Source organism: Nocardia pneumoniae NBRC 100136, assembly GCF_000308755.1.
In the GTDB taxonomy this organism is placed as follows: Bacteria; Actinomycetota; Actinomycetes; order Mycobacteriales; family Mycobacteriaceae; genus Nocardia; species Nocardia pneumoniae.
Window position 1 is genome coordinate 37,705 of record NZ_BAGF01000027.1, and the last position, 25,351, is coordinate 63,055.

The following is a 25,351-nucleotide window of genomic DNA, read 5'->3' on the forward strand; positions in this document are numbered from 1 at the left end:
TGGCCCAGGTCAGCGCCGCAACTGGTCGTGCGGCACCAGGACGGTGGTCCGCTCGTCGAGCGGTTCCATCGGCTCCAGGCGCGGGCGGGTGCTGAGCTTGTCCGCCAGTTTCTGTCTGCCGACGAGCACGAGCTTGCGGGTCACCGGGCTCTCGGTCAGCGCGCGGGTCGCGGCGCTGATCTGTTCGTAGCGAGCCCGCCCGGCTTTGCTGCCGAGTACGTACCCGGCCGCAATGCCGATGATCAACCGCAGCATCTCGATGTGCTCCTCCCAGTTGCCAGTTCGCCGCTCCTATCCTGCCCGACGCCCCATACGCGTGTCGATCCGGCCACCCGCTGCCGTCGCCCCCGCCAGCGGCGGACAAGTCAGCAGGTAGCGACGCGATTTGGGCTCCTGCCCAGCGATACGCTAAAGTTTCTCCTCGGCCCGCCCGGTAGCCACCGGACGCGCCGGGAGCAATCCCCTATAGCTCAATTGGCAGAGCAGCCGACTGTTAATCGGCAGGTTTCTGGTTCGAGTCCAGATGGGGGAGCAGGAATAAGCCCCTGACCAGGAAGTATGGTCAGGGGCTTCATTCGTTTGGTCCACTGATCGGACCCTCACCAAGAAAACGCCAAGGATTCGCCACCGAACGTTTCGTCGCCCGGTCGTGTCGAAACCTGACCGAGTCGTCCAACGGCGTCACCATGATGATTCCGAACAGTGACGCGTTCGTCCCGGTTTCGTCGGTTGTGCGGTGCTGGGGGCCCGGCAGGCACTGTCTCGGTGTGAGATCGATGCTGTCTACGACGAGTGTGATGAGCCGAGGTTCCGGTACGAAGAATCACAATGAGGTGATTGCTGTCGCATGGCATCTCTACCGTCCGAGCTGCGCGGCCGTGGGGGGCAGGGCATTTCGAGGAGGGCTGGATCTGTATCGCCCCGGAGCGCTCAGGGTTCGTGATCATCTTCGGCGGCGTCTATATCCATGCTGGGGCCGGGCATGGGTTCGGCAAATGCTTCTGGGATCTCAGCCCTCGTCGATGCACTGCGGGGCGGCTACGCAACGCGTTGATTCGGAAGTGAACGGCTGTGGACGGTGGTCGTCGTAGCCGCTGGCTCCAGCCAACTCGAGTGCGCGCTCATGCCGAATGCCGTGCGAATGCGCCGCGCCGCCAGGCCGCCAATAGCGCACCGACAGTGACGCCAGGCTCGGGCATATCCAGCAAGCCGAATTGCCGAACATATGTTCGACGCTGAGGTAGGCTGATTCAGGTGAACATACATTCGATCGCGGCGGCGCCGGATGCTCCAGCACCGGGATGGCCGGAACTGGCCGATGTCGATTTGCTGCGCACCCTCGTCGAAACCGAACGCCGTCGGAGGCGACTGGATGCTGCCATGCGCGCGGCCGTCGCCGAAGCCGAGCGTCGTGGCCTCGCCGCAGACACCGGCTATCGGGACACCGTGCAGCTATTGACTGATCTGCTGCGGATCAGTGCCCACGAAGCGCGCCAGCGAATCGAATACGCGGCTCCGCAGGCCCGCTCGCGTTCCAGAAAGGTATGGAGGGTGCTGGCGGCAGCAAGCTGAGGCCGAGCCCGCTGCCTCGACCTCTGGTCGGAGGGCCGCGAGGACCGACTGCATGTTCACCGTGTAGGCGCCAGCACGGGCCGCGTCCACTGTGGCTCGTTCCGAAATGCGCTGTATCACCGGAGGCGGGCGGTTCGAAGTCGCCATGCGGCAGGACTGAAAGATCAACGAGTCGAGCTCATCTCGACCGGACGAACGCACTGATCTGCCGTTGCATTTCCGTGCATCCAGCGGGATCGGTCTCGACTGTGGGTCTGTCGATCGCGGCAGCTCGTCGTGGATGGTTGGCATCGACCCAGCGGCCACGCACGTCTCGATGATTTCCCTACTCGGGGAAGGTCGGCTGGCCGACGCAGTCTCGCTCGGAGACGAGGCCCCTGTCGGCTCTCCGGGTAATGCCGGCTCGGACCGGTCGGTAAATGCGCGCGACGCCCACAGATGTTGTGAGAGCTGGCCCGCCAGGCATGCACCGGCCGCGTTCAGCAGCACGTCGTTGATGGATGAGTGACGGCCGATAGCGAGGGCGAACTGTGCAGTCTCCACCGCGATGGAAGCTGCTGCTCCGGCCAACAGGATGCGGTGCGAGCGGGCGAACCGGGGTCGGCGCACCGGCAACAGGAAGCGAGTGCGGCGAAGACCAGCAGATTCCCGCCGAACTGCTCGATTACCCGGTCGTCGGCCAGTTGCTCGGCCAGATCACGCAGCGGCACGAGATTCACCGAGCGACCCGTTCCGGTCGGCGTGAAAATCATCCACAACCACGGCGCGGTACCGATCACCATCCCGACATCGCACAGCGCCGCCCGCCACCCGCGCCGCCCAGTCAGCCACCAGGCCGCGAGACCGGCTGCCGGTATCGCGCCGATCGCGGCGATCACAACCCACCCCACGCCTCCCACGTCCCGTTCACACCGCCAGTATCATCCAACTAACCAGCGCCACAGAACTGGCCGAAATCCCCCACACGCAGCCTGCACCCATCGCCGCCCACGCTCTGCGGAGGGCCCTGAAATCGAGTGAGCGCCAAGTGCCCTGTAATAGCCGCGACCCGCGCGGATCCGATGGTCCGTGGCGGCACCGACTGACTGTCGCAGCTTTGTGCGGGCATCGTTGTGCATGAGTACTTCAGCACACATCGACGTCGCCTTCGCTGGCGACGACCTATATCGGCGAAGAACAGGCCACCGAGTCCCGCGCGTAGTCGGGAAAGGCTCCAAGATCGTGCTGATCCCGCTGCGGCGCCTTCGAGCGCTAGCCAAGGTGTCGGTGGTCCGGCTTCCACACATGCATCCGCACATGCTGCGCCACACCTTCGTCACGACCATGCTCGACGCCGGGGTCGATCTACGCGATGTTCAGATCGTTGCTCGTCACGCCGACCCTCGCACGACGATGCGTTACGACCGCGCTCGAACCAATCTCGATCGGCACGCCAACTACATCCTCGCCGCCTACATGGCCTCGGGCACATGACAACTCAACGCACGCACATGCCGATGAGCGTGCGTCGGCTTCCCCGAAATCATGTCGCTTACCCGGCGGAATGCGGAGAAGATCGTTTACATGAATCTCGCCGAGCTTGTGATGCCGTCGGTCGCTCCAACGTTCAGGGACGTGCGTCTGCGAGCTTTCGAGCTCCGTGACGTTGGCATGATCATGGACCTGTCGACCGATCCGTACGTGCCACAGATCGGGTCGCTAGTCGGCAAAGCCAGCCACGAGGATGCTCTCGCATACATCGAGCGGCAGCTCAGTCGCCTTGACACCGGCGTTGGTTACTCCTTCTGCGTGGCGGACAACGACACCGACGAGGCGGTCGGAACGGCCGGTCTATGGCTCGCGCCTATTGATGCAGGCCGGGCGACAGCGGGCTACTCCGTCGCGCCTCGCAGCCGAGGCCGCGGGATCGCAGGTCAAGCACTCATCGCGCTGACTCGGTTCGCCTGGTCCATATCGGAGCTATGTCGAATCGAGCTCTATATAGAGCCATGGAATGTGGCCTCCGTGCGCACGGCGGAACTCGCGGGATATGAGCGGGAGGGGCTCCTTCGAAGCCATCAGGAAATCGGCGGGAAGCGTGTGGACATGCTCTTGTATGCCGCGATCAGACAGATCGGCTAGATCCTCGCCGAAGATCCGCCTTTGCCGCCGAGCGAGCGTCGAGCGGCCCGAAATATATTGCCGGCCAGGGTATCTGCAACTGCCACCGAGGCCACCCGCTTCCGGTCCGTCACACGGGCTGGGCGAGCACAGCGGCCTGGCCGTCCAGCAGGCGGCGGGTCTCCTGGTCCGGATACGGGTGCTGCGGCTCTCCTGCGGGAACGCACGCGCGAATACGGACATCGCCGCGGCGATCGGTGCGCGCCGGGTGAGGATCGAGGCGGCCTCGGTAGGTATGCCCTCCGCCGGTTTGCCCTCGGCGATGGCGCGCACCATCGTGGCACGTGTCTCCCGGTCCTCCCGCCGGAGCCCGTACAGGTGATGACACGCATGCTCGGCAATGTCGATCTGCTGTTGCGCCGAGAACTGCCCTGCTTCTGCTTCGACTACCGGCCCGACCTCGACGCGGTGCGCGCCACTACCGTGCCGTGGCGTCCGGCGGTGGGCCGCGACAGTGTCGGGCGCCCGTATCACACGACCGCCGAGACCCTCGCGCGCGAGGTCGGCACGATCTGCACCGTGTTTCCGGGCGGGCACACCGCATACCAAACCCACCCCGCCGAGTTCGCCGACCGGCTGCGGGCGGTGCTCGAAGAGCTCGCGCCGTGACCAGGAAGACTTCCAGACCGCGCCGGGATGCGCCGACCAGAGCTGTCCTGAACCGCGACTACATTGCGGCCGTGGCGTTGTCGGTGATCGATGAGACTGGAGTCGATGGTTTCTCGATGCGGAAGCTTGCCGCGGCATTGGGCGTGGATCCGATGGCAACGTATCGGCATTTCAGTGACCAGCAGGACTTGCTCGATGCGGTGGCCGCCGCGATGTTCGCCGAACTGGACCTGAACGATCTGCCCTGGCACGCCGACTGGCGCGAGCTGATGCGCTCGTATGCGCTGCGGCTGCGCTCGATGCTGGACCGGCATCCGAAAGCGGTGCAGGTCCTCGCCGGTCGGCCGGTCCGAAACAGTGCGGCCATCGACATCGGAAATCGGATGATCGCCTCCGTGCAGACGGCAGGGTTCCGGCCAGGGACCGCGCTACAGCTCACGCGGTCCCTGCAGGAATACGTCACCGGTCACATGCTGGCGAAAGCTGGCGACATCGCCGACCGCAGTCGCAAACCCGCACCGGATTCCCCCGACTACAACCTCCTGGCCGCCGCCGACGACGCGGCAGCGGGAACCGATCACTTCGGCCTCGCAGTGGTGGCCCTGCTAGACGGATTCAGCCGCCACCTCACCTCACCAGAACCGGCGCGCCGGGACGAAAAGCAGAGCCCATCAGGTCCCTCTGTCTCCGGACGACCTGGCGGTGCCGGTGCCGAGCACGGTGAATCCCGTGCCGCTCAGTAGCCGTTCGTCGAGCAGGTTTCGGGTGTCCACGATGACGGGCCGGTCGACGGCGGTCGCGAGCCTCGTCCAGTCGAGTGAACGGAACTCGGGCCACTCGGTGAGGATCACGATCGCGGCGGCGTTTGTCGCCACCAGATATGGGTCGTCTACGACCCGGATGCCGTCTATTTTGGGAGCGCGTGACTCCGGGACACACGGGTCGTAGGCGGTGACGGTGGCGTCGTGGTGGGAGAGTTGCCGCGCGACCGCGACGGCGGGGGAGTCGCGCAGGTCGCCCGTCCCGGCCTTGAATGTGAGGCCGAGCACGCCGATCCGCGTTCCAGAGAGTGAGCCGTCGACCGCACCGGTGACCGCGCGGCGGATCTTGCGCATGACCATCGCGTGCTGATGGTCGTTGGCTCGCAAGGCGTCACGGACCATCGCGAAATCCACTCCGGATTCCTTCGCGGCCCGCAAGAGCGCGCGCGTGTCCTTGGGCAGGCACGAGCCGCCCCAGCCCGGGCCGGGCGCGAGGAAGGCCGGACCGATCCGATCGTCCATTCCCATCGCGGTGGTGACCTCCGTGATGTCGGCGCCCATCTGTTCGCACAGTTCGGCCAGCGTGTTCACAAACGAGATCTTGACCGCGAGAAACGCGTTGCTGGCGTACTTGGCGAGTTCCGCGCTGGCCGGGTCCGATCGCAGTACCGGCGCGCCCGTTCCGGCGTAGAGCGCCGCGACGCGGTCGGCCGATTCCCGATCCCGCTCGGCCGCGCCGACGAGGACACGGTCGGGGTGCAGGAAGTCGTGCACCGCGTGTCCCTCCCGGAGGAATTCGGGATTGCTGATGACCGCGTTCGCGAGACCGGACCGCGCGGCGATCCGCGCAGCCGTCCCCACCGGAACGGTGGACTTGGTGACGAGCACGCACTCCGGCGACAGGACGCCGGACAAGGTCTCGAGCGCGTCTTCGAGCACGCCGAGGTCGGCCGTACCACCAGTGCCCATGGGCGTAGGAAGGCACAGCAGGACCACTTCGCATTCGTGCAACGCCCCTGGCTCGGAGGTGAAGAAGAGCCGGTTCTCCACGAGCCCTTCTCGAACCAGTTCCGGCAAGCCGGGCTCGACGATCGGAACCGTACCCGCGCGAAGAGCCTCGACTTTGGCCTCGTCATTGTCGACACAGACCACGTGATGTCCTAGGTGAGCCAGGCAAGCGGCACTGGTGAGCCCCACGTATCCGGCGCCTACCACGCCGACCCGGCTACCCATGGCGCACCTTCTCCGCGAGCAACCCGGTCGCGGCGGTCAGGACATGTTCGGGTCGCAGCATGAGCAGCCCGGAATCCGGATAGTCGCTGTGCGGATCGCCGATGTGCCCGGCCCACAGCGCTACGTGGTGTTTCACGGCGGCGGGCGGCCCCCACCGATCCGGAGGCGTGGGCCCGAACAGCAGTACCGATGGTGTGCCGAAGGCGGTGGCGAGATGTCCCACACCGGTGTCTCCGCACACGACCAGTGCCGCGTCGGCCACCAGCGCGGCGAGTTCGGCCAAGTCGGTGCGTCCCGCGTACACCGCTGACGGCGGTAGGCCCGCTCTCTCGGCGACCGCGTTCGCCAGCGGTATCTCGCCGCGCGTACCGGTGATCACGACGCGGTGGCCGTCGGCAGTGAGTTCCCGCGCCACTCGGGCGAAACGTTCGGATGGCCAGCGCCGTGCGGGATAGGCCGCTCCGGGATGGATCACGACCACGTTCGACTCAGGGGCGGGCCGGGGTGGCGCGGGTAGCAGCAGCGCGGTTCGATCGGCGGCAATCCCTCCGCACTCCAGCAGTCGGCACCAGCGGTCCACCTCGTGCATGTCGTCGCGCCAGTCGAGGCCGGGCAGATCGGGGAAATCCGGATGGCGATGGGTCAACACGGTGTCCGGACCTACCGCCAGCAGATCACGGATGCTTTCCGGCCCTCGGCCGTGCAAGTTGACCGCCAGCCTCGGCGGTGTGCCCTGCCATTGCAGCGCACCCAGTCCCGCGGTCGGCAGCAGTTCGTCGACCGCGTCGATGAGGTCCACCAGATCGCGGAGCCCTTCCGGCGCGGCGAGCACCACACGGTGGTTCGGGTAGGCGTTCTTCAGCCCGCGCAGGGCGGGCACGATGGTCAGCAGGTCGCCGAGCCCGAGCGCGCGGAGGACGAGAATCGAGGGGGTCAAGGCCGCGATCCCTCTTCCGATGTGCACCCCGGCACCCGGCCTGTCACGGCACGTCCGCCATGGCTTCGGCCGGGGTCGCGTGCCGGTGGCGCAGCTCACCGCGCAGGCGATGCCAGCACGCGGCTGGCGGGATCAGCGCACTGCTGACGGCCATCCGGCCGATCTCGCCGAGCGTACGGGGCCCCGGCGCGATCCGGCGCGCGGCGAATTCGCAGGTCAGCGTCGTCCAGATGGCCGCGAACGCGAGCGCGGGCCGTTTGCGGCCTGTGATGCCGAACGCCATGGCCACCGTTCCCGCGGCCGTGGTGAGCGCGTGGCGGGGTAGGAGCCCGCGGTCTTCGCCGATGCGCTGACGCCACCGAGGGCCGTACTTCCGCCGCAGCAACGCGTTGTCGGCGTTCCCGCGTTGTGCTCGCACACTGGCCATCGGCCCCGATACGCGGACCGGGTGGCGAGTGAGCCGCTGCCCGGACGCGATGACGTAACCGGCGAGGCAGACCCGCATCGCCAGATCGGCGTCCTCGCGGAATGCCCTCGGGAACCGCTCGTCGAAGCCGCCGACCGCGGCCAGCGCCGACCGGCGGTAGGCCATGTCGGCTGTGATCCACCGCGCGGTGGCCAGTCGTGCGGTTCCTCGTTCGTCGTCGGTCGGCCGACGGTGCTGTGGCAGCGGAACCTCGATGCGGGCCGTGGAAGCCGCCGTTTTCTCGTCGAGAGCGCGCAGATCGTCGGCCAAGCGGGCAGGCCAGTCCGGCGCGGTGATCACATCGTCATCGAGGAAGGCGATCCACGTGCCGCGGGCCTGCCGCCAACCCGCGTTCCTCGCCGCGGCGGGTCCGCGGCCACCCGAGCGGATGACCCGCACCGGAGGCACCGTGCCGGGCAGCGGTAGTTCCCCGCCTCCAGGCCGATCGTCTACCACGATGATTTCTCGTGGCTTCGGACCCGCCGCGGTGTCGAGCGACTCGAGCAGCGAACGAAGGCTCGCCCGGCCCGTCGTCGGAATCACGATGCTGTAGTCCACGTTCATCAGCGGTGAACCAGGAACGGGCCGATGGCCAGCAGATCGATCGGGGCGGAACCGAAGCACTCGAGGGCGTCGCGGGGCGAATCGACCATCGGCCTGCCCGCGGTGTTCAAGCTGGTGTTGACCACCACTGGCAAGCCGGTGCGCCGGTCGAACTCCGACAGCATTCGTGCGACGAGAGGGTTGTCGGCGGGATCGACGGTCTGCACCCGCGCGGTGCCGTCCACATGCGTCACGGCGGGGATTCGTTCACGCCACGCCGCAGCGACATCGTGGACGAACAGCATGTACGGGCTCGGCAACGGTCCGCGTCCGAAAATCTCGGATGCCCGGTCGGCGAGCACCATCGGTGCGAGCGGCCGGAACTGCTCTCGCCCCTTCACATCGTTGAGGCGTTCGAGATTCGCCGACCGGCCAGGATGCGCGAGCAGCGAACGATGCCCTAGTGCGCGCGGCCCGAATTCGGCCCTGCCTTGGAACCAGGCCACCACCTGGTCCTCCGCGAGCGCTTGCGCCACGTCGGCCGCGATGTCGTCGGACTTCGTGTACCTCAGCTTCGCCGTGCGGAGAATGGTTTCCAGCTCCGAGTCGGTCCACTCGCGGCCGAGGTCGGCCCCTCGCATCGGGGTGGCACGTTCACCGAACTCGGCGGCCAATTGCAGCGCGGCGCCCAGCGCGGTGCCCGCGTCACCCGCCGCTGGCTGCACCCAGATTCGTTCGTAGGGTCCTTCGGCGTGCAGGCGGGTGTTGGCCACGCAGTTCAGGGCGATGCCACCGGCCAGCGTGAGGTCGCGCTGCCCGGTCTGACGATGCAGCCAGGAAGTCAACTCCGACAACACCTCTTCGAGTCGTCGTTGGACGCTCGCGGTGAGGTCGGCATGGTCCTGGCCGATCTCACCGCCGGTCACGGCGGGCGCGAAGCATTCCCAGTCCACGGGTTCGGTGCGGAAACCACCGTCACCGGTGCAATACACGAGTTCCCGGAACCGGTCGAGGAACCGTGGCGTGCCGTAGGAGGCGAGAGCCATGACTTTGTATTCGTCGCTCGACCGGGCGAATCCCAGATGTGCGGTGAGGTCCTCGTACATCAGCCCGAGCGAGTGCGGCAGCTGCTGGGACGCCAACTCCACGAACTTGCCGTCCCGATATTCTCCGGCGAGATAGGAATGGCTTTCGCCGCGTCCATCGGCCACCAGGACCGCGGAGTCGCCGAATGGGGCCGCGAGCGCCGCGGACGCGGCGTGCGCCAGGTGATGTCGCACGAAGCGCACGATCGTGGGATCGAGCCCGGGCAATGCGGCCTGGAGAAAAGCAGGCGCCCGGAAGGCGTAGTCCGTCCGGGTCCCTTCGCTTTTCCGGTCGAGCCCGCCGAGCGAGTGATCGACCAGCCTCGGGTCGTAGGAGTAGCCCACCGCGTCGAGCTGATCCGGACGCAGTCCGGCTCGCTCCAGGCACCATGCGGCCGCTTGCTCGGGCAGCTCCCACGCGGAGAACGGCACCGGCCGCTTGCCATGCTTGCGACGTGTGAACCGCTCTTCCTCGGCGGCAGCGACGATTTCGCCGTCCACGATCAGGGCAGCGGCAGGATCGTGGAATATCGCGTTGATTCCGAGAATGCGCACGGGCCGCCTTTCTACTCGAGACGCGGGACCTGCCGGTCTACCCGCTGACGTATAGGGGGGCGCTACCCGCCGAGATCACCACTAAACCGAGGCGCTGGTCAGCGCAGCGATTCTTCCGCCGACACGGCCGCGCGCCCGGCGAACCAGTCGATCGTGCGGCGCAGCCCCTCGGTCCGGTCGACCACCGGCCGCCAGCCCAGTTCGCGGCGGGCCAGCGAGATGTCCGGGCAGCGCCGCTTCGGGTCATCGATCGCGCTGTCGACGTACCGCACCGTGGACCGGCTGCCGGTCACCGATCGGATTTCCTCGGCGAGGCACTGGACGGAGACTTCATGCGGATTGCCGATGTTCACCGGTCCCGGATAGTCGGTGGACGCCAGCGCGATCAGGCCGCGCACCGTGTCGTCGACGTAACAGAGCGAGCGGGTCTGCTCACCTGTTCCCGCGATGGTGAGTGGTGCGCCCGACAACGCCTGGGCGATGAATGTGGGCACCATTCGCCCGTCGTCGGTACGCATGCGCGGACCGTAGGTATTGAAAATCCGGGCGATTCCGGTATTCACGCCCCGTTCCCGGCGAAAAGCCATGGTCAACGCCTCGGCATACCGTTTCGCCTCGTCGTAGACGCTGCGCGGACCGACCGGATTGACGTGGCCCCAGTAATTCTCGGGTTGCGGGTGGACGGCCGGGTCACCGTATACCTCGCTGGTCGAGGCGAGTACGAATCGAGCTCGGTTCCGCTCGGCCAGGTCCAGGGTGTTGGCGGTCCCGAGCGAACCGGCCCGGAGCGTCTCGATCGGCAGCCGTAGGTAGTCCGGAGGCGACGCGGCCGACGCGAGATGGAAGACGACGTCGAAGGAGCCGCCGATGGGCAACGGCTCGGTGACGTCGTGCTGGATGAGGTCGAATTCGGGCCGGTCCAGCAGTTGGGCGACATTGTCCGGTGAGGAGGTCGCGAAGTTGTCCAACGCGACCACGGCTGTGCCCGCGTCGAGCAGTTGCTCACACAGGTGTGATCCGACGAATCCACAACCGCCGGTGACCAATGCGCGTTCTTCCTTCATGCGGTCACCTCGGCGAGTATGGAATCCCATCGGCGCAGGAAGACGTCGAGGCCGTAATGCTCGAGCGCGAACTGCCGTCCCGACTTGCCCGCGAGTACCGCCAGGTCGGGTTCGTGGAGTAATTCGTGGAACTTCGCGGTGAGCGTCGCGACGTCGGACGAGACGGCACCGGCTTCCGGCGGCACCGCGTTCACGGCCTCGGTGGTGGCGAGAGCCACCACCGGCATGGCGAGGTGCATGGCTTCCAGGAGAGACAATCCGAGCGAGGTCCACCGCGCGGTGTGCAGGTATACCCTTCGCCGCGCCATTTCCGGATGCAATACCGACTGTTCGAAGTCGCCGATTCCGCGAATCGGGTGTCCGGTCGGTCTGTCCGCGGTGTAGCCATCGGTTCCGATGCCGTACACATCGATAGGCCCCGCCATCGCGAAGTCGGGCAGCAGATCACTTCCCGTGATCCTTCCGCGCCGCATCGGTTCGTTGATCAGCGCTACGCCGTGCGGCAGCTCGCCGGTGTACAGCGCGCCGGGGTCCACGATGCCGTGTGGCACGACGCGGGTGGGCGCGCTTCCGTTGTCCCACATCAGATCGTTGAAATGCGTTACGTGCACGATCGGGATGTCGGTGCGATCCGCCAGCGGATGCCTGGTGGTGGCCGCGCTGGGACGCGGCGTGTTGTGCTCGACGTAGATCGCGGGAATATCGGCGCCGGGACGGCGACCCAGCCACCGCTCGACGAGGTCGATTTCCTCCGGGCGTTGCAGAATCACCACGTCCGGCTCGGTTTCGCGCACCTCGTCGGCGGGCACGTCCTCGGCGGACGGCCAGTCGCGGCCACACCGCCCGAGGCCCCACGGCCCGCCGCCTTCCAGCACGGGGATCAGGTAACGGTGCGGTCCCTGGACGAACGAAGTCGTCCAGGACCCGTGCACGTGCCACAGCAGCACGGTGAGCTGTGTGGTCATCTCGGGGGCCATGTCGGTAGCTCTTGCCTCTTGCCGCCGGATCAAACCTGGCCCCGCCCCGGGGCAGCCCAGTGCGGCTGTCGCCACCAACGGGTTTGAACCGTCGGCGGCAGGTAATCGCCCGCGGTATGAGCGGACCGAACGCCGTCACGTTTCCCATGGACCAGGCAACCGAAACGATCGAGATCGTTGATCCCGCTACCGGTGCGCCCGTCGGCAAGGTGCCCATGACCGGTATCGCGGACATCGATCTGAAGGTAGAGCTGGCCAATCGCGTTCAGTCCAGCTGGGGGCGAACTCCGTCGGCTGAGCGGGCCGCCGCGCTACGTGCGGGCGCCGCCCTGCTGCGCGAGCGTGCCGACGAACTCGCCGAGCTCAACCAGGTCGAAACCGGACGCCCGCGCTCGGAGAGCAAGGAGGGGGTGCTGGTCGGCGCCGCGACATTGGAGCAATACGCCGAACTCGGACCGGTGCACCGAGGAAAGAGCCTCCAGGGGGAGTCCGAGGCGATCGACCTCATGGTGTGGGAGCCTCGCGGCGTCGTCGTCGCGCTGACGCCGTGGAACGACCCCGTCGCGGTGTCCTGCGGTTTACTCGGAGCCGCGCTCGCCACCGGAAACACGGTCGTGTACAAGCCGAGTGAACGCGCGCCGCATACCGGCGGTCTTCTCGGCGATCTGCTGGCCCGTGGGCTCCCGGAGGGTGTGCTGCAGACGGTGCAAGGCGACGGGCGGGTCGGCGCACTGCTCGCCGCACGCCCCGACGTGGACGTCGTCGCGCACGTCGGCAGCACCACCACCGGACGGTCCATCGCGAAAAGCGTTGCGGCCACCGGCGCCAAGGCATTGCTGGAAAATGGCGGCAATGACGCGCTCGTCGTGGACGCCGGTGTGGATCCGGTGTGGGCCGCCGGGCAGGCGGCGCTCGGCGCGTTCGCGAACTCCGGTCAGATCTGCGTGTCCGTCGAGCGGATCTTCGTGCACCGGGACGTCGCGGAGGCATTTCTGGCGGCACTGGTCGCCGAAGCCGAGTCCTGGACGTTGGCGCCGTTGGTCGACCGGCGCCATCGCGATCAGGTCCACGCCCACGTACGCGACGCGGTGGACCACGGGGCCGAATTGCTGACGGGTGGTGTCGTGCCGGACGGTGCCGGTGCGCACTATCCGGCTACCGTGCTGACGCACTGCGATCCGAATATGCGGATCATGCGTGAGGAAACATTCGGTCCGGTCGCGCCGGTACGGGTGGTGGATACGTTCGAACAGGGCATCGCCGAAGCCGCGAACGACGACTACGGGCTCGCGGCCACCGTGCTCACTCCATCGATGGCCAATGCCCAGCGGGCCTGGCGGGAACTGCCGGTCGGCACGGTGAAGATCAACGCGGTGTTCGGTGGGGCGCCGGGCGGAGCGGCGCACCCACGCCGGGCCAGCGGAACCGGCTTCGGTTACGGCCCGGAATTGCTGGACGAGATGACGCAGACGAAGGTCGTGCACCTGCGTCCGGTGGTGGCTGATTGACCTGCGGTGCACCGGGTATGCGCGGACACATGCGGGTACTTGTCACCGGGTGGCCCAGCTTTGTGCACGGGGAAGCGACGGCTGGGGATGTGTTGAGCATGAGCCAGGTGTGCGACGCTCTCGCATCCGCCGAAATACCCCATGACACGGCGTGGAGTCCGGGTTTCCGTTCCGATGCGTTGCATCTGGACGACGCCGATTCCGGACGCTATTCGCACCTCGTGTTCGTGTGCGGGCCAGCCCACGGGGAGCAGGTGCGGTGCCTGCACGAACGGTACGCGAACTGCCGACGCATCGCGGTGGGGGTTTCCGTTCTCGATCCCGCCGACGCGGCGGTCACCGGGTTCCACCGGGTGTTGGCGCGCGACGGTCCGTCCACCGCGCGACCGGACATGGCCGTCGCGGCGTCCACGGTGACCGTTCCGGTGGTGGGCGTCGTATTCGCGCCGGGCCAGGCCGAATACGGCGCGGCCCGTCGTCATCGGTCGGTGCACGAGGCGTTGACGCGCTGGCTGTGCGATCTCGACTGCGCGCGCCTACCGCTGGATACCAGGCTTGCGTCCGATGACTGGCGCCACTGCCGTACCCCCGACCAACTCGCGTCGGTGTTCGCCCGCCTCGACGCGGTGGTCACCACTCGCCTGCACGGCTTGGTGCTGGGATTGCGCGCCGGTGTCCCGGTCCTCGCGGTGGATCCCATCGCGGGCGGAGGGAAGATCACCGCGCAGGCAGGTGCGCTGAACTGGCCCGCGCTGGTCCCCGCCGAGCAAACCGTCGACGCAGACGCGTTCGACCATTGGTGGAGTTGGTGTCTGTCCCCGGCGGGGCGGGAACGCGCGCGGCGACGGGAGTTCCCCGCGGCCGACGCCTTGACCCGAGACCTGCTCGATGAGCTGCTCGCGGGACGGTCGGTGTGACTCCTCGGACCCTGGCGAAGACGACCGTTGTCATCGCCACCCGTAACCGCGCGTCCGAATTGACCCGTACCTTGACCGAGTTGCACGCGCTGCGGCCGCGTCCCGCGATCGTGGTGCTGGACAACGCTTCCATGGACGACACCGTCGGCGCGGCGGAGTCGTTCCCGGACGTGCGGGTCATCCGGCTGTCGCGCAATCTCGGGGCGGCGGCGCGCAACCTCGGCGTCGCGATCGCCCGGACGCCCTACGTTGCCTTCAGTGACGACGATTCGTGGTGGGCCGGTGACGCGCTCTCGGAAGCAGAGCGGGTGCTGGACGCCCACCCTCGGCTGGGCCTGGTAGCGGGACGCACGCTCGTCGGCGCCGACCACCGTGACGATCCCGTCAACGAACTGATGGCGACCAGCCCGCTCGGCCACCCCCCTGACCTGCCGGGGCCGTTGATTCTCGGCTTCCTGGCGTGTGCGGCGATCGTCCGGCGGGAGGCATACCTGCAGGCCGCCGGATTCAGTCCGCTGCTGCATTTCGGCGCCGAAGAACGGTTGCTGTCACTCGACCTCGCGGCCTGTGGCTGGCACCTCTGTTACGTGGCGGACGTGCGCGCCCACCACCACCCGTCGAAGCGGCGTCCACCTCCGGCCTGGCGCAGGCGGGTCGAACAGCGCAACAACGCGTTGATCGCCTGGATGCGGCGGCCGCTGCGGCGGTGCGCGGCCGAGTCCGCCGGTCTGCTGCGCAGCGCGGTGCGCGACCCAGGGACATTGCTGGCGATCGCGGGGATCGTTCGCCGCCTGCCGTGGGCGCTGGCGCAGCGGCGTGGGCTGCCGCCGGAGGTGGAACGCCAGGCCAGGACCCTGGAACTCGCCGAGGGAAGGAAGTGACCGGATGGTTACGGAACGAATGACGGTCGTCATCATCACCCGCAATCGGCGCGAACAGCTGCTGGAAACGCTCGCGCACATGACCGCGCTCCCGGACGCGGCGCCGATCATCCTCGTCGACAACGGGTCCACCGACGGTACGGCCGACGCGGTCACCGCGGCGTTTCCCGCCGTGGAGGTCATCCGTTCGCCGGAGAACCTGGGTGCGGTGGCCAGGAACATCGCGGTCGAGCGGGTGACCACGCCGTATGTGGCGTTCTGCGATGACGACACCCGATGGCAGCCCGGCGCGCTGACCCGCGCGGCCGATCTGCTCGACCAGTATCCCGGCCTGGGGTCGGTGACCGGGCGATGCCTGGTCGCTCCCGACCTGCGTGAGGATCCGATCACGCCGGAACTGCGTGATTCACCGGTTCCCGGGCCTGAGTGGCTGCCCGGTCCGGCTCTGCTCGGTGTGATGGCGGCTTTGTCGGCTTTCCGGGTCAGTGCGTTCCGGGAAGTCGGCGGTTTCTCCCGGCGCTTGTGGTTCGGTGGCGAAGAGGAATTGCTCGCGCTCGATCTCGCGGCGCACGGCTGGTGGATGTGCTGGGTGGAGGACATGCTGATCCATCACGAGCCGTCACCCGCGCGGGACGCGACCGATCGTCGTCGACTCGGTATCCGGAACACCTTGTGGACGCTGTGGTTGCGCCGCCCGGCCCGAAGCGCCGCCCGGCGGACCGCCGCTGTGCTCAGGTCGGCCCCGGCCGACCGGACAACGGCCGCGGCCGTCCTGGAGACACTGCGTGGATTGCCGTGGGTGCTGCGCGAGCGGAAAGTGCTGCCGCCGCGCGTGGAAGCGGGCCTGGTTCTATTGGAGGAATCCCAGCGCCGTTCGCCCGCGCGTCGCTATGTGGGCTGACATTCACCAGCAGCGCATCACACCGCCGCTCCACTCGTCGACCGACGGGGTCCGGTGCTGCCGATCGTGGTCTCGGCCGGACGCCGTCCCCAGAGATGGGTGACCAGGCTCACGATTCGGATCGGCAGTTCGTGAGAAGGCTGCCTGAACAGCGATTTCTGGCAAGCGCACGGCGCGTCGGAGGGGAAATCCGGTGGTTTGTGTCGGTGCCGACCGGAATACTGGCCCGCGCCCGATGAGTTCGAGCAGCCGATCCCGTCTCAACCTCTGTGGCGCCGGACGCGATCCGGTGACTCGGCAACGGGCCACATATTTACTGACCACGTCCCAGCTTCCGGAGGTATCCGATGTCCGCCCAACCATCCGCTCCACCCTCCGGAGGGCGGACACCGACCGTCATCCGGGTGCTGGTCCTCGCGACGTTCGTGGTGATCCTGAACGAGACCATCATGATCAACGCGATCCCGCGGCTGATGGAGGACCTCGCGATCACCGACCGGTTGGCGCAATGGGTGTCCACCGCGTTCATGCTGACGATGGCGGCGGTCATCCCGACGACCGGCTGGTTCCTGCAGCGGGTGTCGACCCGTCAGGCCTACGCCGCGGCGATGTGCGTCTTCCTGGCCGGTACCCTGCTGTCGGCTGTCGCGCCGTCGTTCGCCGTTCTGCTGATCGGACGGATCATCCAGGCGGGTGGCACCGCGGTGATGATGCCGCTGCTGATGACCACGCTGATGACGGTGGTGCCCGAGCACGACCGCGGCCGGGTGATGGGCAATGTCACCCTGGCCATTTCGGTGGCCCCCGCGATGGGGCCGGTGATCTCCGGAGCGGTGCTGCAAATCGGTTCGTGGCGTTGGCTTTTCCTGCTGGTGCTGCCGATCGCAGGCGTGATCGCCTGGCTCGGCCTGCGCCAGCTGGAGAACGTCGGTGAACCGCAGACCGGGCAGATCGACGTGGCCAGCGTGGCACTGGCCGCGCTCGGGTTCGGCGGGCTGGTGTTCGGGCTCAGCCGGTTCGAGAGCGGCAACCTCGCCGGTCCGGCGCTGATCGTCGCCGCGGGCTCGGCCCTGATCGCCGTGTTCGTGTTCCGTCAGCTGCGCCTGCAGCGCACCGGCACTCCGCTGCTGGATCTGCGGGTCCTGCGGTCGGGCACCTACACCAAGGCGCTGATTCTGATGTCGGTCGCGTTCATGGCGATGCTCGGGTCGATGATCCTGCTGCCGTTGTACCTGCAGAACCTGCGTGGCCTGAGTCCACTGGCCACCGGCTTGCTGGTGATGCCGGGCGGGTTGGCGATGGGTCTGCTCGGCCCGACCGTCGGGCGCCTGTTCGACCGGTTCGGCGGACGCTTGCTGGTGATCCCGGGCTCGATCGGCATCGCCGCGGCACTGGCCGGGTTCACCCGGATCTCGATGACCATGCCGTACTGGCAGCTGCTGATCCTGCACATCCTGCTGATGGTGTCGCTGGCCGCGGCCTTCACCCCGGTCTTCACCCTCGGCCTCGGTGCGCTGCCGCAGCAGCTGTACTCGCACGGCAGTTCCATGCTCGGCACGCTCCAGCAGGTCGCCGCGGCGTTCGGCACCGCCCTGGTGGTGACGGTGATGTCGGCCCGCAGCACCACGCTGGTCGCCGAGGGCGCCGACCTCGTCGCCGCCACCCTCGACGGCATGCGCCTGGCCTTCCTCATCTCGGCGGCTTTGGCGCTGATCGTCATCGTCATGGCAGTGCTGCTGCCGAGCCGGACCGGCACCCCACACGCAGCCGAGGGCACCGAGCCTACGACCCCCGAACTGGTAAAGGGCTGAACGGAATTCGGCACGACGAGGCCCCTGGCTGCATCGAGGCCAGGGGCCTCGTCGTATGGATCGGTCCGTACCAGGGCGAAGTGCGGCCGTAATGCGATGGGGTAGCCGATCAGCTGACCAGCCAGCCGCTCGGTTACCTCATCGACGCTGGGTTCGCCCTGGGGCCGCGGGTAAGGGGTCGACGGATTGTGTGAGCGATTCGTAGAGCCACTGGTGAGCGGCGCCGAGCGTGGGGGTGCCGGTGACCTCGTCGGTGAGGCGCCAGTATCGGTGGATGCGGGGATCGGTGTCGGTCGCGCCGTTCAGGAGCTCGCGGCGGAACCGTGGCGTGTCGCGTGTGCCGCGGGCGGTGGCGTGGGCGTCGACGAACTGGTCGAGTTCGGGCCCGGGCCGAGGTGGCTGGTGGGTGATCAGGCGGTCGATGGCGGACTGGTATGCCGGAGCGACTCCGGTGAGCAGTTCACGCTTGTGGCGGATCGCAGTCCGGTCCGATCGCCAGAGCTGGCGTGAGATGACGGAGTGGAAGGCGGGATCGGTGATGAGAGTGGCGAGTTCGGCGTAGGCCGCGATGTGGTGGGTGTCCGGGTCGTGTGGTAGGTCGGGCACGTTCATCGCGACGAAATCGTCGAGTAGATCCGGGGGAATAGGTGTGAGCACGCGTCGCCAGAAGGCCACGATCGCGTCGTGTGTGCGGCGCCGGTCCTGGACTGCGCCCAGCACTTCCAGGCGCGCGGCCCGTTCGGCGGGGGAGGCCTCTTCGACGGCCCGCAGTGAGGCACGCCGCCAGGTCAGCGCGGCCAGTTCGGTGTCGAGCGCTCGACGTTCGGCGGCGACCGCGTCGGCGACGGAAACGGTGCCTGCGAGGACATCCACGATCGCGGTCAAGGACACACCCAGCGCACGCAGTCGGCGCACCAGCAGGAGTTGATCGACGGCGGTGGCCGGATCGAAGGTCCGGTGTCCGCCGGATGTGCGCTGAGCAGCCAGAATCCCTTGGTCGCAATAGAAGCGGATGGTGCGGATCGGCACACCGGTCAGTCGAGACAGCTCCCCGATGCTCACCACGCCGGTGTTTCGTGTGTTGTCGGTCACTATCGCTGGAACCTCCACCCGGGTGGAGTTCCTACCGTACTGGAACACCCCCGGAGAGATGGAGCAACGCGAAATGACCGGAAGCGCAACGATGACGACCGACGAGATGTGGCGGGCGGTCGCCACCGAACGGGCAAGCCTGGTCGAACTTCTGGAGACCCTGTCCGAGAACGACTGGAATCACGCTTCCTTGTGCGAGGGCTGGCGGGTGCGTGATGTCGTCGCCCACATCGTGCTGTCCGCACGTCCCAGCATCGCCTGGATTCTGGTCAACGTGATCCGCGCCCGCGGCAACCTGGACCGCGCGATCCGAGACACCGCCATCCGCCTCGCCGACCGCGCGACGACGACGCAGTTGCTGGCCGCGCTGCGCGACAGCATCGGCGCGCGCTCGACGCCGATCGGCACCACCGCCGCCGATCGGCTGATGGACCTGCTGGTGCACGGGCAGGACATCGCGGTGCCACTCGGCATCACCCGCGCCATGCCCGTCGCCGCGGCCCGATCGGCTCTCGAACGAGTCTGGACAGCCGATACGTTCCGGTCCCGCGCGAAGTTCGCCGGATATCACCTCGTGGCAACCGATGCCGGATGGGACGCCGGCGCCGGGCTCGCTGTCGAAGGCCCGGTCGCCTCGCTGCTCCTGCTGGTCGCCGGTCGCCGCGTCGGGCGAGAACACCTCACGGGTGCGGGAGCCGAGCGGATGCTCGCCTGAAGGACAGAGCCGCTACCGGTGTTCGGGATTCTCGAAGTCGAAGCGGCACCCGGCATCCCATTCGGAGCGCTGGTTGCCGTGTGCCGGGATTCCGTTGTTGTCTTTGAGCATTCGCGCCAGGTGCAGCAGGTTCCAGGTCATGAATGTGGTGTTGCGGTTGGTGAAGTCGTTCTCCGGCCCGCCGGATCCGGGATCCAGATAGGACGGTCCCGGTCCCGCCTCGCCGATCCAGCCCGCGTCGGCCTGGGGCGGAATGGTGTAGCCGAGGTGCTGGAGACTGTAGAGCACGTTCATCGCGCAATGCTTCACGCCGTCCTCGTTGCCGGTGATGATGCAGCCGCCGACGCGGCCGTAGTAGGCGTATTGGCCGCGTTCGTTGAGGATCGACGAATTGCCGTAGAGCCGCTCGATGACCTTCTTGGTGACGGAACTGTTGTCGCCCAGCCATATCGGTCCCGCCAGCACAAGGATGTCGGCATCCATGACCTGGCGTTGCAGGGCGGGCCACTCGTCGGTGGCCCAGCCGTGCTCGGTCATGTCCGGCCAGACGCCCGGGGCGATGTCGTGATCCACGGCGCGGATATGGGAGACCTGGACGCCGTTCTTCTCCATGATGTGGGCGCTGAGATCGATCAGTCCTTGGGTATTGCTTCGTTCCGGTGAGCGCTTGAGTGTGCAGTTGATGAACAGGGCCCGCAGGTCGCCGAAGCTGGTCATGATCCTCTCCTGGACGTGCTCGTTGTGGGTCTGGCGTCGATTGGTTTTGCGCTGGCGGCCCGAACAGACCTCTGGGCATGCACCAATCGTGCCGGACCGACTTCCTGCGCGACACCGTCCACGCTGCGGCGTCACACTTTCGTCACTACTGCCCTGCCACGAAACGAGAAAAGCGACCGACCGCCGCCGAAACACCACAACGCGATGACCGGGTCGCAGATCGCGCAGCCAAGGGACGAGTCGTGGGCGAAAGGGATGATGGGGTTGCCCTTGAAATGGTGCAGCAGGTCCCAGGCGGTGTGCAGGAGCCATGCGATGCCGATGAAGGTCCAGGATTCCAGTCCGCGATAGGCGCAGTAGGTGACAATGGCGGTGAACAGGAATTCCCAGCCGCCGAGTCCGCCGCCGCTCAGGTAGGCGGCACCGGCACCGGCGACCATGATGGCGTTGAAGTGGCGCCGGTGCGGTTCGCGGATCGCCGACATCACCAGCGCGTACAGGATGCCGATCACGACCGGGGCGATGTAACTCATTGTCCGAAGCTATCCGGCCGTTCCATCGCCTCCCAGTGGCATTGATGCCACGTTCCAACTGGAAATCGCCACCCGACCGGCGCGTGCGCACCCGCGGTGGCGGCGGTCACAGGGTGATTGAGGGGGACGGTCGCGGGTATGCGGCCGGTGTCAGCCGATAAGTGAATGGGAGGTATGTGATGCCGGAGCATCAGAGTGGACCTCGGGAAGCTGTCGAAGGTGTCGTCGAGGACATCAAGGGCAAGACCAAGGAAGCTGCGGGCGTCGTTACCGGCGACGAGGACCTGAAGAAAGAGGGTCGAGCGCAGCAGGACAAGGCCGATTCCGAGCGGGATGCGGCGCGCAAGGAAGCCGAGGCCGAAAAGGCCCGTGCCGAAGCCGATGTCGACGAGGCACGGCAGGGCGCGTTCCAGAGCAGTAAGGACGCCTAGCTTCCGCTGCGAGATCCGATGCGGCGGTAGGGCCGAGCGGCCCGTTCCCGGTGGCGGCGATCTGCTGCCACCGGGCCGTCATTCCTGAGGGGGGAACTCTTTCACGCACAGCGTCCGGGTTCGAGCGCCCGGACGCTGCATTGTTTTCCGCACGATCAGCAATTGCTCGGCGCGGGCACACCGTGGAAGCGGTCATCGAGCCACCCGAGCGCCGACGGCACCCCCAATACCGCGGTGGACAAATGATCCGGGCTGGGCAGCATCTCGTATTGGAGCCGTACTCCCGCCGCGCAATACCGCCGGATCGTGCTGTCGACCGACGCCACCGGGACCAGGCCGTCGTTCACCGCCCGCCACTGGAAGATCGGCGTGGTGGGGATGCCGTCGTAGAGTTCCAGACTGTTCTCCTCGAGCACCGCGAGTGCGGATTCGTCGTTGGCGAGCGACACCGACGTGGCGACGTCCATGACGCTGCGCCCTGCCCCCGCCAGCAGGATGTCGTTGGTGCAGCTGTTGGCTATGCGGTCCCGGACCGCCATCCCGAACGAGTTCAGATAGTCACTGATCGGCAACCGGGCCGGGTACTCCCGTTCCAGGCCGATCGCCGCCGCGAAGGCGAGACCGAACGCGGCGTGCCGCGTGTAGCCGAGGCCCTCGATCATGTCGAGCAGGTTCATCGGCACCCCACCGGCGGCGGCGCCGACCAGAGGCAGTTCCGGCGCGTAGGTCGGCGCGAGCGCCGCCGCCCAGGCGGTCGCCATACCACCGCCGGAGTAGCCGAGCATGGCGACCGGACTGTCGGCCAGCCCCAGTTCCGCGACCCGCCGCGCGGCGCGGATGCCGTCGAGGGTGATCGTGCCGCCCAGTTTCGCCGCGCCGTAGGCGCTGGTCGGGCCGAGGTGGTCGGGCAGAGCCACCGACCAGCCGCGCAGCAGCACGGCGTTCAGCGCGGGCGCTTCGCGCACCGCCAGGTTGGGGTCGTTGGTGTAGAGCACGCGGGACACCGCGCATTGGGTCCCGAGGCCGTTGATGATGTGCTGATAGGACAGCAGCGGCCCGCCGGGGGTGTAGTTCGGCGGCGTCAGCACGGTGGTGGTGGCCGCGATCGGCATGCCCGCGGAATTGCTGGAGCGGAACTTGATCATCGTGACCGTCGCGCCGGGGAACGTGAGCAGTCCAGGCATCGGCCGGACGGCGAGGACCTCGCCCGGCGCGGCGCGGTCCAGGTCCGCCGGTGCGGCATAGAACGGATCAGGGTCCGGTGCGGGATAGACCGGCTGCGCGGCGGCCGACGGCGCAATCGCGAAAAGCACGGCCACGGCGGTTGCGATACCTGATCGAAGCATGGCGTTCGTCGACTCCCATTCACTACGTGCTTCCGGGACGGTGGTGCTGAAGTCGAATGCTCCGAATACCGATCGCCTGCGACCGGTGCCCGGACCTGGTCACTGTAGGGGACGAGCGGAAGAAGCCGAGTTCGGCGCACCGCACCGGGGTGCGGTTTCCACGCCGCGCTCGGCGGGTGATTCAGCTGTCGAAGCTCTTGTGCGGAATGCCCACGGTCAGACCGCCGTCGATGACGAACTCCGCTCCCGTCGAGTACGACGACTCGTCGCTGGCCAGGAACGTCACCAGCGCGGAGACCTCGGCCGGTTCGGCGGCGCGGCCGAGTGGGATCTGCAAGAAGTCCGCGGGGATGTTCTCGGTCATCGGCGTCCGGATCAGGCCGGGGTGCACGGAGTTCACCCGGATCTTGTACTGCGCCAACTCGAGAGCGGTGGACTTGGTGAGCCCGCGCACGGCGAACTTGGTGGCCGTGTAGCCGTGCAGGCCAGGGCTGCCGCGCATGCCCTCGACGGAGGAGATGTTGATGATCGAGCCGCCGCCCGCCTCGATCATGGCCGGTGTCGCGGCCTGCATGCCGAGGAACGTGCCGGTCAGGTTGATGTCGATGATCCGCTGCCATTCGGCCAGCTCGAACGCGACGAGCAGGTTGCCGTTCGCGATGCCCGCGTTGTTCACCAGCACGCTCAACGACCCGAACCGGCCCACCGCCTCGGCGACGGCTTTGCGCCAGTCGTCGGGTTCGCGCACGTCGAGGTGGACGTAGACCGCTTTGTCGCCCAGCTCCTCGGCGACCGCGGCGCCTTCGTCGTCGAGCACGTCGCCCAGCACCACGCGGGCGTCCTCGGCGACCAGCGCCCTGGCGTGCGCCGCGCCCATGCCGCGCGCCGCACCGCTGATCAACGCCACTTTGCCGGTCAAACGCCCCATGGGCGGTACCTCCGTCTCTCGAAATTCGTCTGAAACACGTTACAGATTGCGTCGCGTGCCCGGCGACAATAACCCAGCCCGCGGGCCGGAATCCTCTTGCCGGTGCGACGGGTCGGCCTAGGGTTCGTCGAATGACCGACTTCACGATGGAAACGCTGCGCACCGCGACGGGCGCCGAACTGGGCGTGAGTGACTGGATCGAGATCGATCAGCGGCGTATCGACGCCTTCGCCGACGCGACGGAGGATCGTCAGTGGATTCATGTCGATCCCGAGCGTGCCGCCGCGGGGCCGTACGGCACCACCATCGCCCACGGCTATCTCACGTTGTCGTTGCTGCCGCCGATCATCGGGCAGATCTTCCGGATCGCCGACGCGGCGGCCCGTATCAACTATGGCGTGAACAAAATCCGTTTTCCCGCGCCGGTTCCCTCGGGTTCGCGCATTCGCGGCCGGGCGCGGCTCGCGAGTGTCGAGGAGGTGGCGGGCGGCTTGCAGGTGATCCTCGCCGTGACCGTCGAGCGCGAGGGTGGCGACAAGCCGGTCTGTGTCGCGGAGACGGTGGTGCGGGTTCTGGCGTGACCGCTGCGTGGTAGCGCGGTCCGGCCACGCTGTTCGCCGCTGTGTCATGCTGGTATAGAACGCGTTCTAATTTGTCGCCTCAGGAGGTGTCCATGACGAACTCGCCCCGACGTGTCGCGCGGTTCGGTGGACGTCTCCGGGTGCCGGACATCGCCGAGGTGCCCGGTGGTCGCCTGGTCGAGTTGCCGGGGCGAGGCCGGACCTACGTGGTGGACATCCCGGGGCCGGACCGCGCGCCGGTTCTGGTGCTGCTGCACGCTACGGCGTGCACCGCTTATCTCACTTGGTTTCCGTCGTTGGCGGCGCTGGCCGAGCGGTACCGGGTGATCCTGTTCGACCAGCGGTGGCACGGGCGCGGCATCCGCTCCGAGCGGTTCACGCTGGAGGACTGCGCCGACGATGTGGTGGCCGTCCTCGACGCGCTGCACGTGGACCGCGCCATGTGCGCGGGATTCTCTCTGGGCGGCATCGTGAGCCTGCTCGCCGGACATCGCCATCCCGACCGGGTGAGCGGTCTCGTTCTCTGCGCGACGCCCCATCGATTCCAGGAAACGCTGCCGGAGAAGGCTTTCCACCGGACGTTCGGCGCCATCGCCGCCGCGGTCGGCCCGTACTCCTACCAGCGCGCCGAGAAGCTCGCCTGCCGCCTGCCGGAGCTTCCGGAGATCACCTGGCCGCCGGGACGGCTGAACCGTTGGGCGCTCGGCGAATTCCGCAGCACCAGCGGATGGGCGCTCGCTCAGGTGGTGGCGGAGGTCGGTCGCTTCGACGCGACCGCGTGGCTGTCGAGTCTGACCATGCCGACGGCCGTGGTGATCACCACGCGCGACCGGGCGATCCCGGTCTCCCGGCAGGTGGAGCTGGCGACCATGATTCCCGCCGCGAGCACGCACGTGGTCGAGGCCGGGCACGCGTCCTGCGTGCTGGAGGCCGACCGGTTCGTGCCGGTGTTGCTCGAAGCCTGCGCGGCGGTCGCCGCGAAGATCTGACGCGGCCGGATGGTTTCCGGCTGCAGCGGCCCTGTCCGG

The 25,351-nt window shown here is 67.6% G+C and carries 28 protein-coding genes and 1 tRNA gene; 15 read left to right on the top strand and 14 right to left on the bottom strand.

Features of this window, described 5'->3' with window-relative positions; all coding sequences use genetic code 11:
• Nucleotides 1-9: 9 nt before the first annotated feature.
• Nucleotides 10-255 (bottom strand): hypothetical protein, encoded by a 246-nt coding sequence (locus tag ON34_RS07470; RefSeq protein ID WP_040776008.1) that lies wholly within the window; start codon nt 253-255, stop codon nt 10-12.
• A gap of 204 nt (nt 256-459) precedes the next feature.
• Between ON34_RS07470 and ON34_RS07475 the strand changes: the two genes are divergently transcribed.
• Nucleotides 460-532 (top strand) — tRNA-Asn (locus ON34_RS07475).
• A 722-nt stretch (nt 533-1,254) separates the two neighbouring features.
• Nucleotides 1,255-1,572, top strand: coding sequence for a DUF222 domain-containing protein (locus tag ON34_RS07480; RefSeq protein ID WP_245547922.1), 318 nt, complete (start codon nt 1,255-1,257; stop codon nt 1,570-1,572).
• On the opposite strand, the gene ON34_RS38485 is transcribed toward ON34_RS07480, so the two are convergent.
• Entirely contained in the window at nt 1,453-2,142 is a 690-nt protein-coding gene (locus ON34_RS38485; RefSeq protein ID WP_373291884.1) for a VanZ family protein, read from the bottom strand. The two genes, ON34_RS07480 and ON34_RS38485, sit on opposite strands and share 120 nt — an antisense overlap.
• Entirely contained in the window at nt 2,052-2,462 is a 411-nt protein-coding gene (locus ON34_RS37420) for a hypothetical protein (RefSeq protein WP_245547923.1), read from the bottom strand. The genes ON34_RS38485 and ON34_RS37420 overlap by 91 nt, the downstream gene beginning before the upstream one ends.
• A gap of 331 nt (nt 2,463-2,793) precedes the next feature.
• On the opposite strand from ON34_RS37420, the gene ON34_RS34380 reads away from it, so the two are divergent.
• The 4 genes from ON34_RS34380 to ON34_RS34385 all read left to right on the top strand — a co-directional run bounded on the left by ON34_RS34380 (nt 2,794) and on the right by ON34_RS34385 (nt 5,084).
• Nucleotides 2,794-3,045 carry a tyrosine-type recombinase/integrase gene (locus ON34_RS34380; RefSeq protein ID WP_218003858.1) on the top strand — a complete coding sequence of 84 codons (252 nt, stop codon included), beginning with the start codon at nt 2,794-2,796 and terminating at the stop codon, nt 3,043-3,045.
• A gap of 90 nt (nt 3,046-3,135) precedes the next feature.
• Nucleotides 3,136-3,693, top strand: a complete 558-nt coding sequence (locus ON34_RS07495; RefSeq protein WP_040776492.1) for a GNAT family N-acetyltransferase — start codon at nt 3,136-3,138, stop codon at nt 3,691-3,693.
• A gap of 360 nt (nt 3,694-4,053) precedes the next feature.
• Entirely contained in the window at nt 4,054-4,341 is a 288-nt protein-coding gene (locus ON34_RS36730; protein ID WP_051022240.1) for a hypothetical protein, read from the top strand.
• Nucleotides 4,342-4,412: 71 nt separating this feature from the next.
• Nucleotides 4,413-5,084, top strand: coding sequence for a TetR/AcrR family transcriptional regulator (locus ON34_RS34385; RefSeq protein ID WP_051022241.1), 672 nt, complete (start codon nt 4,413-4,415; stop codon nt 5,082-5,084).
• On the opposite strand, the gene ON34_RS07510 is transcribed toward ON34_RS34385, so the two are convergent.
• From ON34_RS07510 to ON34_RS07535, 6 genes are all read right to left on the bottom strand, one after another.
• A complete protein-coding gene (locus ON34_RS07510; RefSeq protein WP_040776011.1) occupies nt 5,013-6,335 on the bottom strand; it encodes a UDP-glucose dehydrogenase family protein in 1,323 nt (440 codons plus the stop codon). The two genes, ON34_RS34385 and ON34_RS07510, sit on opposite strands and share 72 nt — an antisense overlap.
• Nucleotides 6,328-7,272, bottom strand: coding sequence for a glycosyltransferase family 9 protein (locus ON34_RS07515; protein WP_040776012.1), 945 nt, complete (start codon nt 7,270-7,272; stop codon nt 6,328-6,330). Before ON34_RS07515 ends, ON34_RS07510 begins: the two co-directional genes overlap by 8 nt.
• Before the next feature lie 43 nt (nt 7,273-7,315).
• Nucleotides 7,316-8,302 (bottom strand): glycosyltransferase family 2 protein, encoded by a 987-nt coding sequence (locus ON34_RS07520; RefSeq protein ID WP_051022242.1) that lies wholly within the window; start codon nt 8,300-8,302, stop codon nt 7,316-7,318.
• Complete coding sequence (locus ON34_RS07525; protein ID WP_040776013.1) at nt 8,302-9,921, bottom strand: carbamoyltransferase family protein; 1,620 nt, start codon at nt 9,919-9,921, stop codon at nt 8,302-8,304. The genes ON34_RS07520 and ON34_RS07525 overlap by 1 nt, the downstream gene beginning before the upstream one ends.
• Before the next feature lie 98 nt (nt 9,922-10,019).
• Nucleotides 10,020-10,985 carry a UDP-glucuronic acid decarboxylase family protein gene (locus ON34_RS07530; protein ID WP_040776015.1) on the bottom strand — a complete coding sequence of 322 codons (966 nt, stop codon included), beginning with the start codon at nt 10,983-10,985 and terminating at the stop codon, nt 10,020-10,022.
• Nucleotides 10,982-11,962 carry a glycosyltransferase gene (locus ON34_RS07535; RefSeq protein ID WP_040776016.1) on the bottom strand — a complete coding sequence of 327 codons (981 nt, stop codon included), beginning with the start codon at nt 11,960-11,962 and terminating at the stop codon, nt 10,982-10,984. Before ON34_RS07535 ends, ON34_RS07530 begins: the two co-directional genes overlap by 4 nt.
• Nucleotides 11,963-12,078: 116 nt before the next feature.
• Here ON34_RS07535 and ON34_RS07540 point away from each other — a divergent pair, with 116 nt between their 5' ends.
• From ON34_RS07540 to ON34_RS07560, 5 genes are all read left to right on the top strand, one after another.
• The gene (locus tag ON34_RS07540) at nt 12,079-13,470 is read left to right on the top strand and encodes an aldehyde dehydrogenase family protein (RefSeq protein ID WP_245547925.1); all 1,392 of its coding nucleotides are present in this window, start codon (nt 12,079-12,081) and stop codon (nt 13,468-13,470) included.
• Nucleotides 13,471-13,568: 98 nt separating this feature from the next.
• Nucleotides 13,569-14,387, top strand: coding sequence for a polysaccharide pyruvyl transferase family protein (locus ON34_RS07545; protein WP_245547926.1), 819 nt, complete (start codon nt 13,569-13,571; stop codon nt 14,385-14,387).
• A complete protein-coding gene (locus ON34_RS07550; protein ID WP_245547927.1) occupies nt 14,384-15,268 on the top strand; it encodes a glycosyltransferase family 2 protein in 885 nt (294 codons plus the stop codon). The genes ON34_RS07545 and ON34_RS07550 overlap by 4 nt, the downstream gene beginning before the upstream one ends.
• Nucleotides 15,269-15,272: 4 nt before the next feature.
• Nucleotides 15,273-16,169, top strand: coding sequence for a glycosyltransferase family 2 protein (locus tag ON34_RS07555; protein ID WP_040776018.1), 897 nt, complete (start codon nt 15,273-15,275; stop codon nt 16,167-16,169).
• A gap of 347 nt (nt 16,170-16,516) precedes the next feature.
• The gene (locus tag ON34_RS07560; protein WP_040776019.1) at nt 16,517-17,980 is read left to right on the top strand and encodes an MDR family MFS transporter; all 1,464 of its coding nucleotides are present in this window, start codon (nt 16,517-16,519) and stop codon (nt 17,978-17,980) included.
• A gap of 138 nt (nt 17,981-18,118) precedes the next feature.
• Here the strand turns inward: ON34_RS07560 and ON34_RS07565 are convergent, their stop codons facing one another.
• Nucleotides 18,119-19,072 carry a MerR family transcriptional regulator gene (locus ON34_RS07565; RefSeq protein ID WP_040776021.1) on the bottom strand — a complete coding sequence of 318 codons (954 nt, stop codon included), beginning with the start codon at nt 19,070-19,072 and terminating at the stop codon, nt 18,119-18,121.
• Between the two features lie 73 nt (nt 19,073-19,145).
• Between ON34_RS07565 and ON34_RS07570 the strand changes: the two genes are divergently transcribed.
• Nucleotides 19,146-19,787, top strand: a complete 642-nt coding sequence (locus tag ON34_RS07570) for a maleylpyruvate isomerase family mycothiol-dependent enzyme (protein ID WP_051022279.1) — start codon at nt 19,146-19,148, stop codon at nt 19,785-19,787.
• Nucleotides 19,788-19,799: 12 nt separating this feature from the next.
• Here ON34_RS07570 and ON34_RS07575 read toward each other — a convergent pair whose 3' ends face one another.
• Together ON34_RS07575 and ON34_RS07580 are read right to left on the bottom strand one after the other, a co-directional pair.
• Nucleotides 19,800-20,504: a flavodoxin family protein gene (locus ON34_RS07575; RefSeq protein ID WP_040776023.1), complete on the bottom strand. Its 705-nt coding sequence runs from the start codon at nt 20,502-20,504 to the stop codon at nt 19,800-19,802.
• Nucleotides 20,505-20,635: 131 nt separating this feature from the next.
• Complete coding sequence (locus tag ON34_RS07580; RefSeq protein WP_040776024.1) at nt 20,636-21,037, bottom strand: DUF6010 family protein; 402 nt, start codon at nt 21,035-21,037, stop codon at nt 20,636-20,638.
• Nucleotides 21,038-21,216: 179 nt separating this feature from the next.
• Here ON34_RS07580 and mbp1 point away from each other — a divergent pair, with 179 nt between their 5' ends.
• Nucleotides 21,217-21,468, top strand: coding sequence for a microaggregate-binding protein 1 (gene mbp1, locus ON34_RS07585; protein WP_040776026.1), 252 nt, complete (start codon nt 21,217-21,219; stop codon nt 21,466-21,468).
• 155 nt (nt 21,469-21,623) lie between these two features.
• Here the strand turns inward: mbp1 and ON34_RS07590 are convergent, their stop codons facing one another.
• Both ON34_RS07590 and ON34_RS07595 read right to left on the bottom strand, forming a co-directional pair.
• Nucleotides 21,624-22,814, bottom strand: coding sequence for a lipase family protein (locus ON34_RS07590; protein ID WP_040776027.1), 1,191 nt, complete (start codon nt 22,812-22,814; stop codon nt 21,624-21,626).
• Between the two features lie 181 nt (nt 22,815-22,995).
• The gene (locus ON34_RS07595) at nt 22,996-23,742 is read right to left on the bottom strand and encodes a glucose 1-dehydrogenase (RefSeq protein WP_040776029.1); all 747 of its coding nucleotides are present in this window, start codon (nt 23,740-23,742) and stop codon (nt 22,996-22,998) included.
• 131 nt (nt 23,743-23,873) lie between these two features.
• Here ON34_RS07595 and ON34_RS07600 point away from each other — a divergent pair, with 131 nt between their 5' ends.
• Entirely contained in the window at nt 23,874-24,323 is a 450-nt protein-coding gene (locus tag ON34_RS07600; RefSeq protein WP_051022243.1) for a MaoC family dehydratase, read from the top strand.
• Nucleotides 24,324-24,415: 92 nt separating this feature from the next.
• Nucleotides 24,416-25,312, top strand: coding sequence for an alpha/beta fold hydrolase (locus ON34_RS07605; protein ID WP_040776030.1), 897 nt, complete (start codon nt 24,416-24,418; stop codon nt 25,310-25,312).
• The last annotated feature ends 39 nt before the right edge of the window (nt 25,313-25,351 follow it).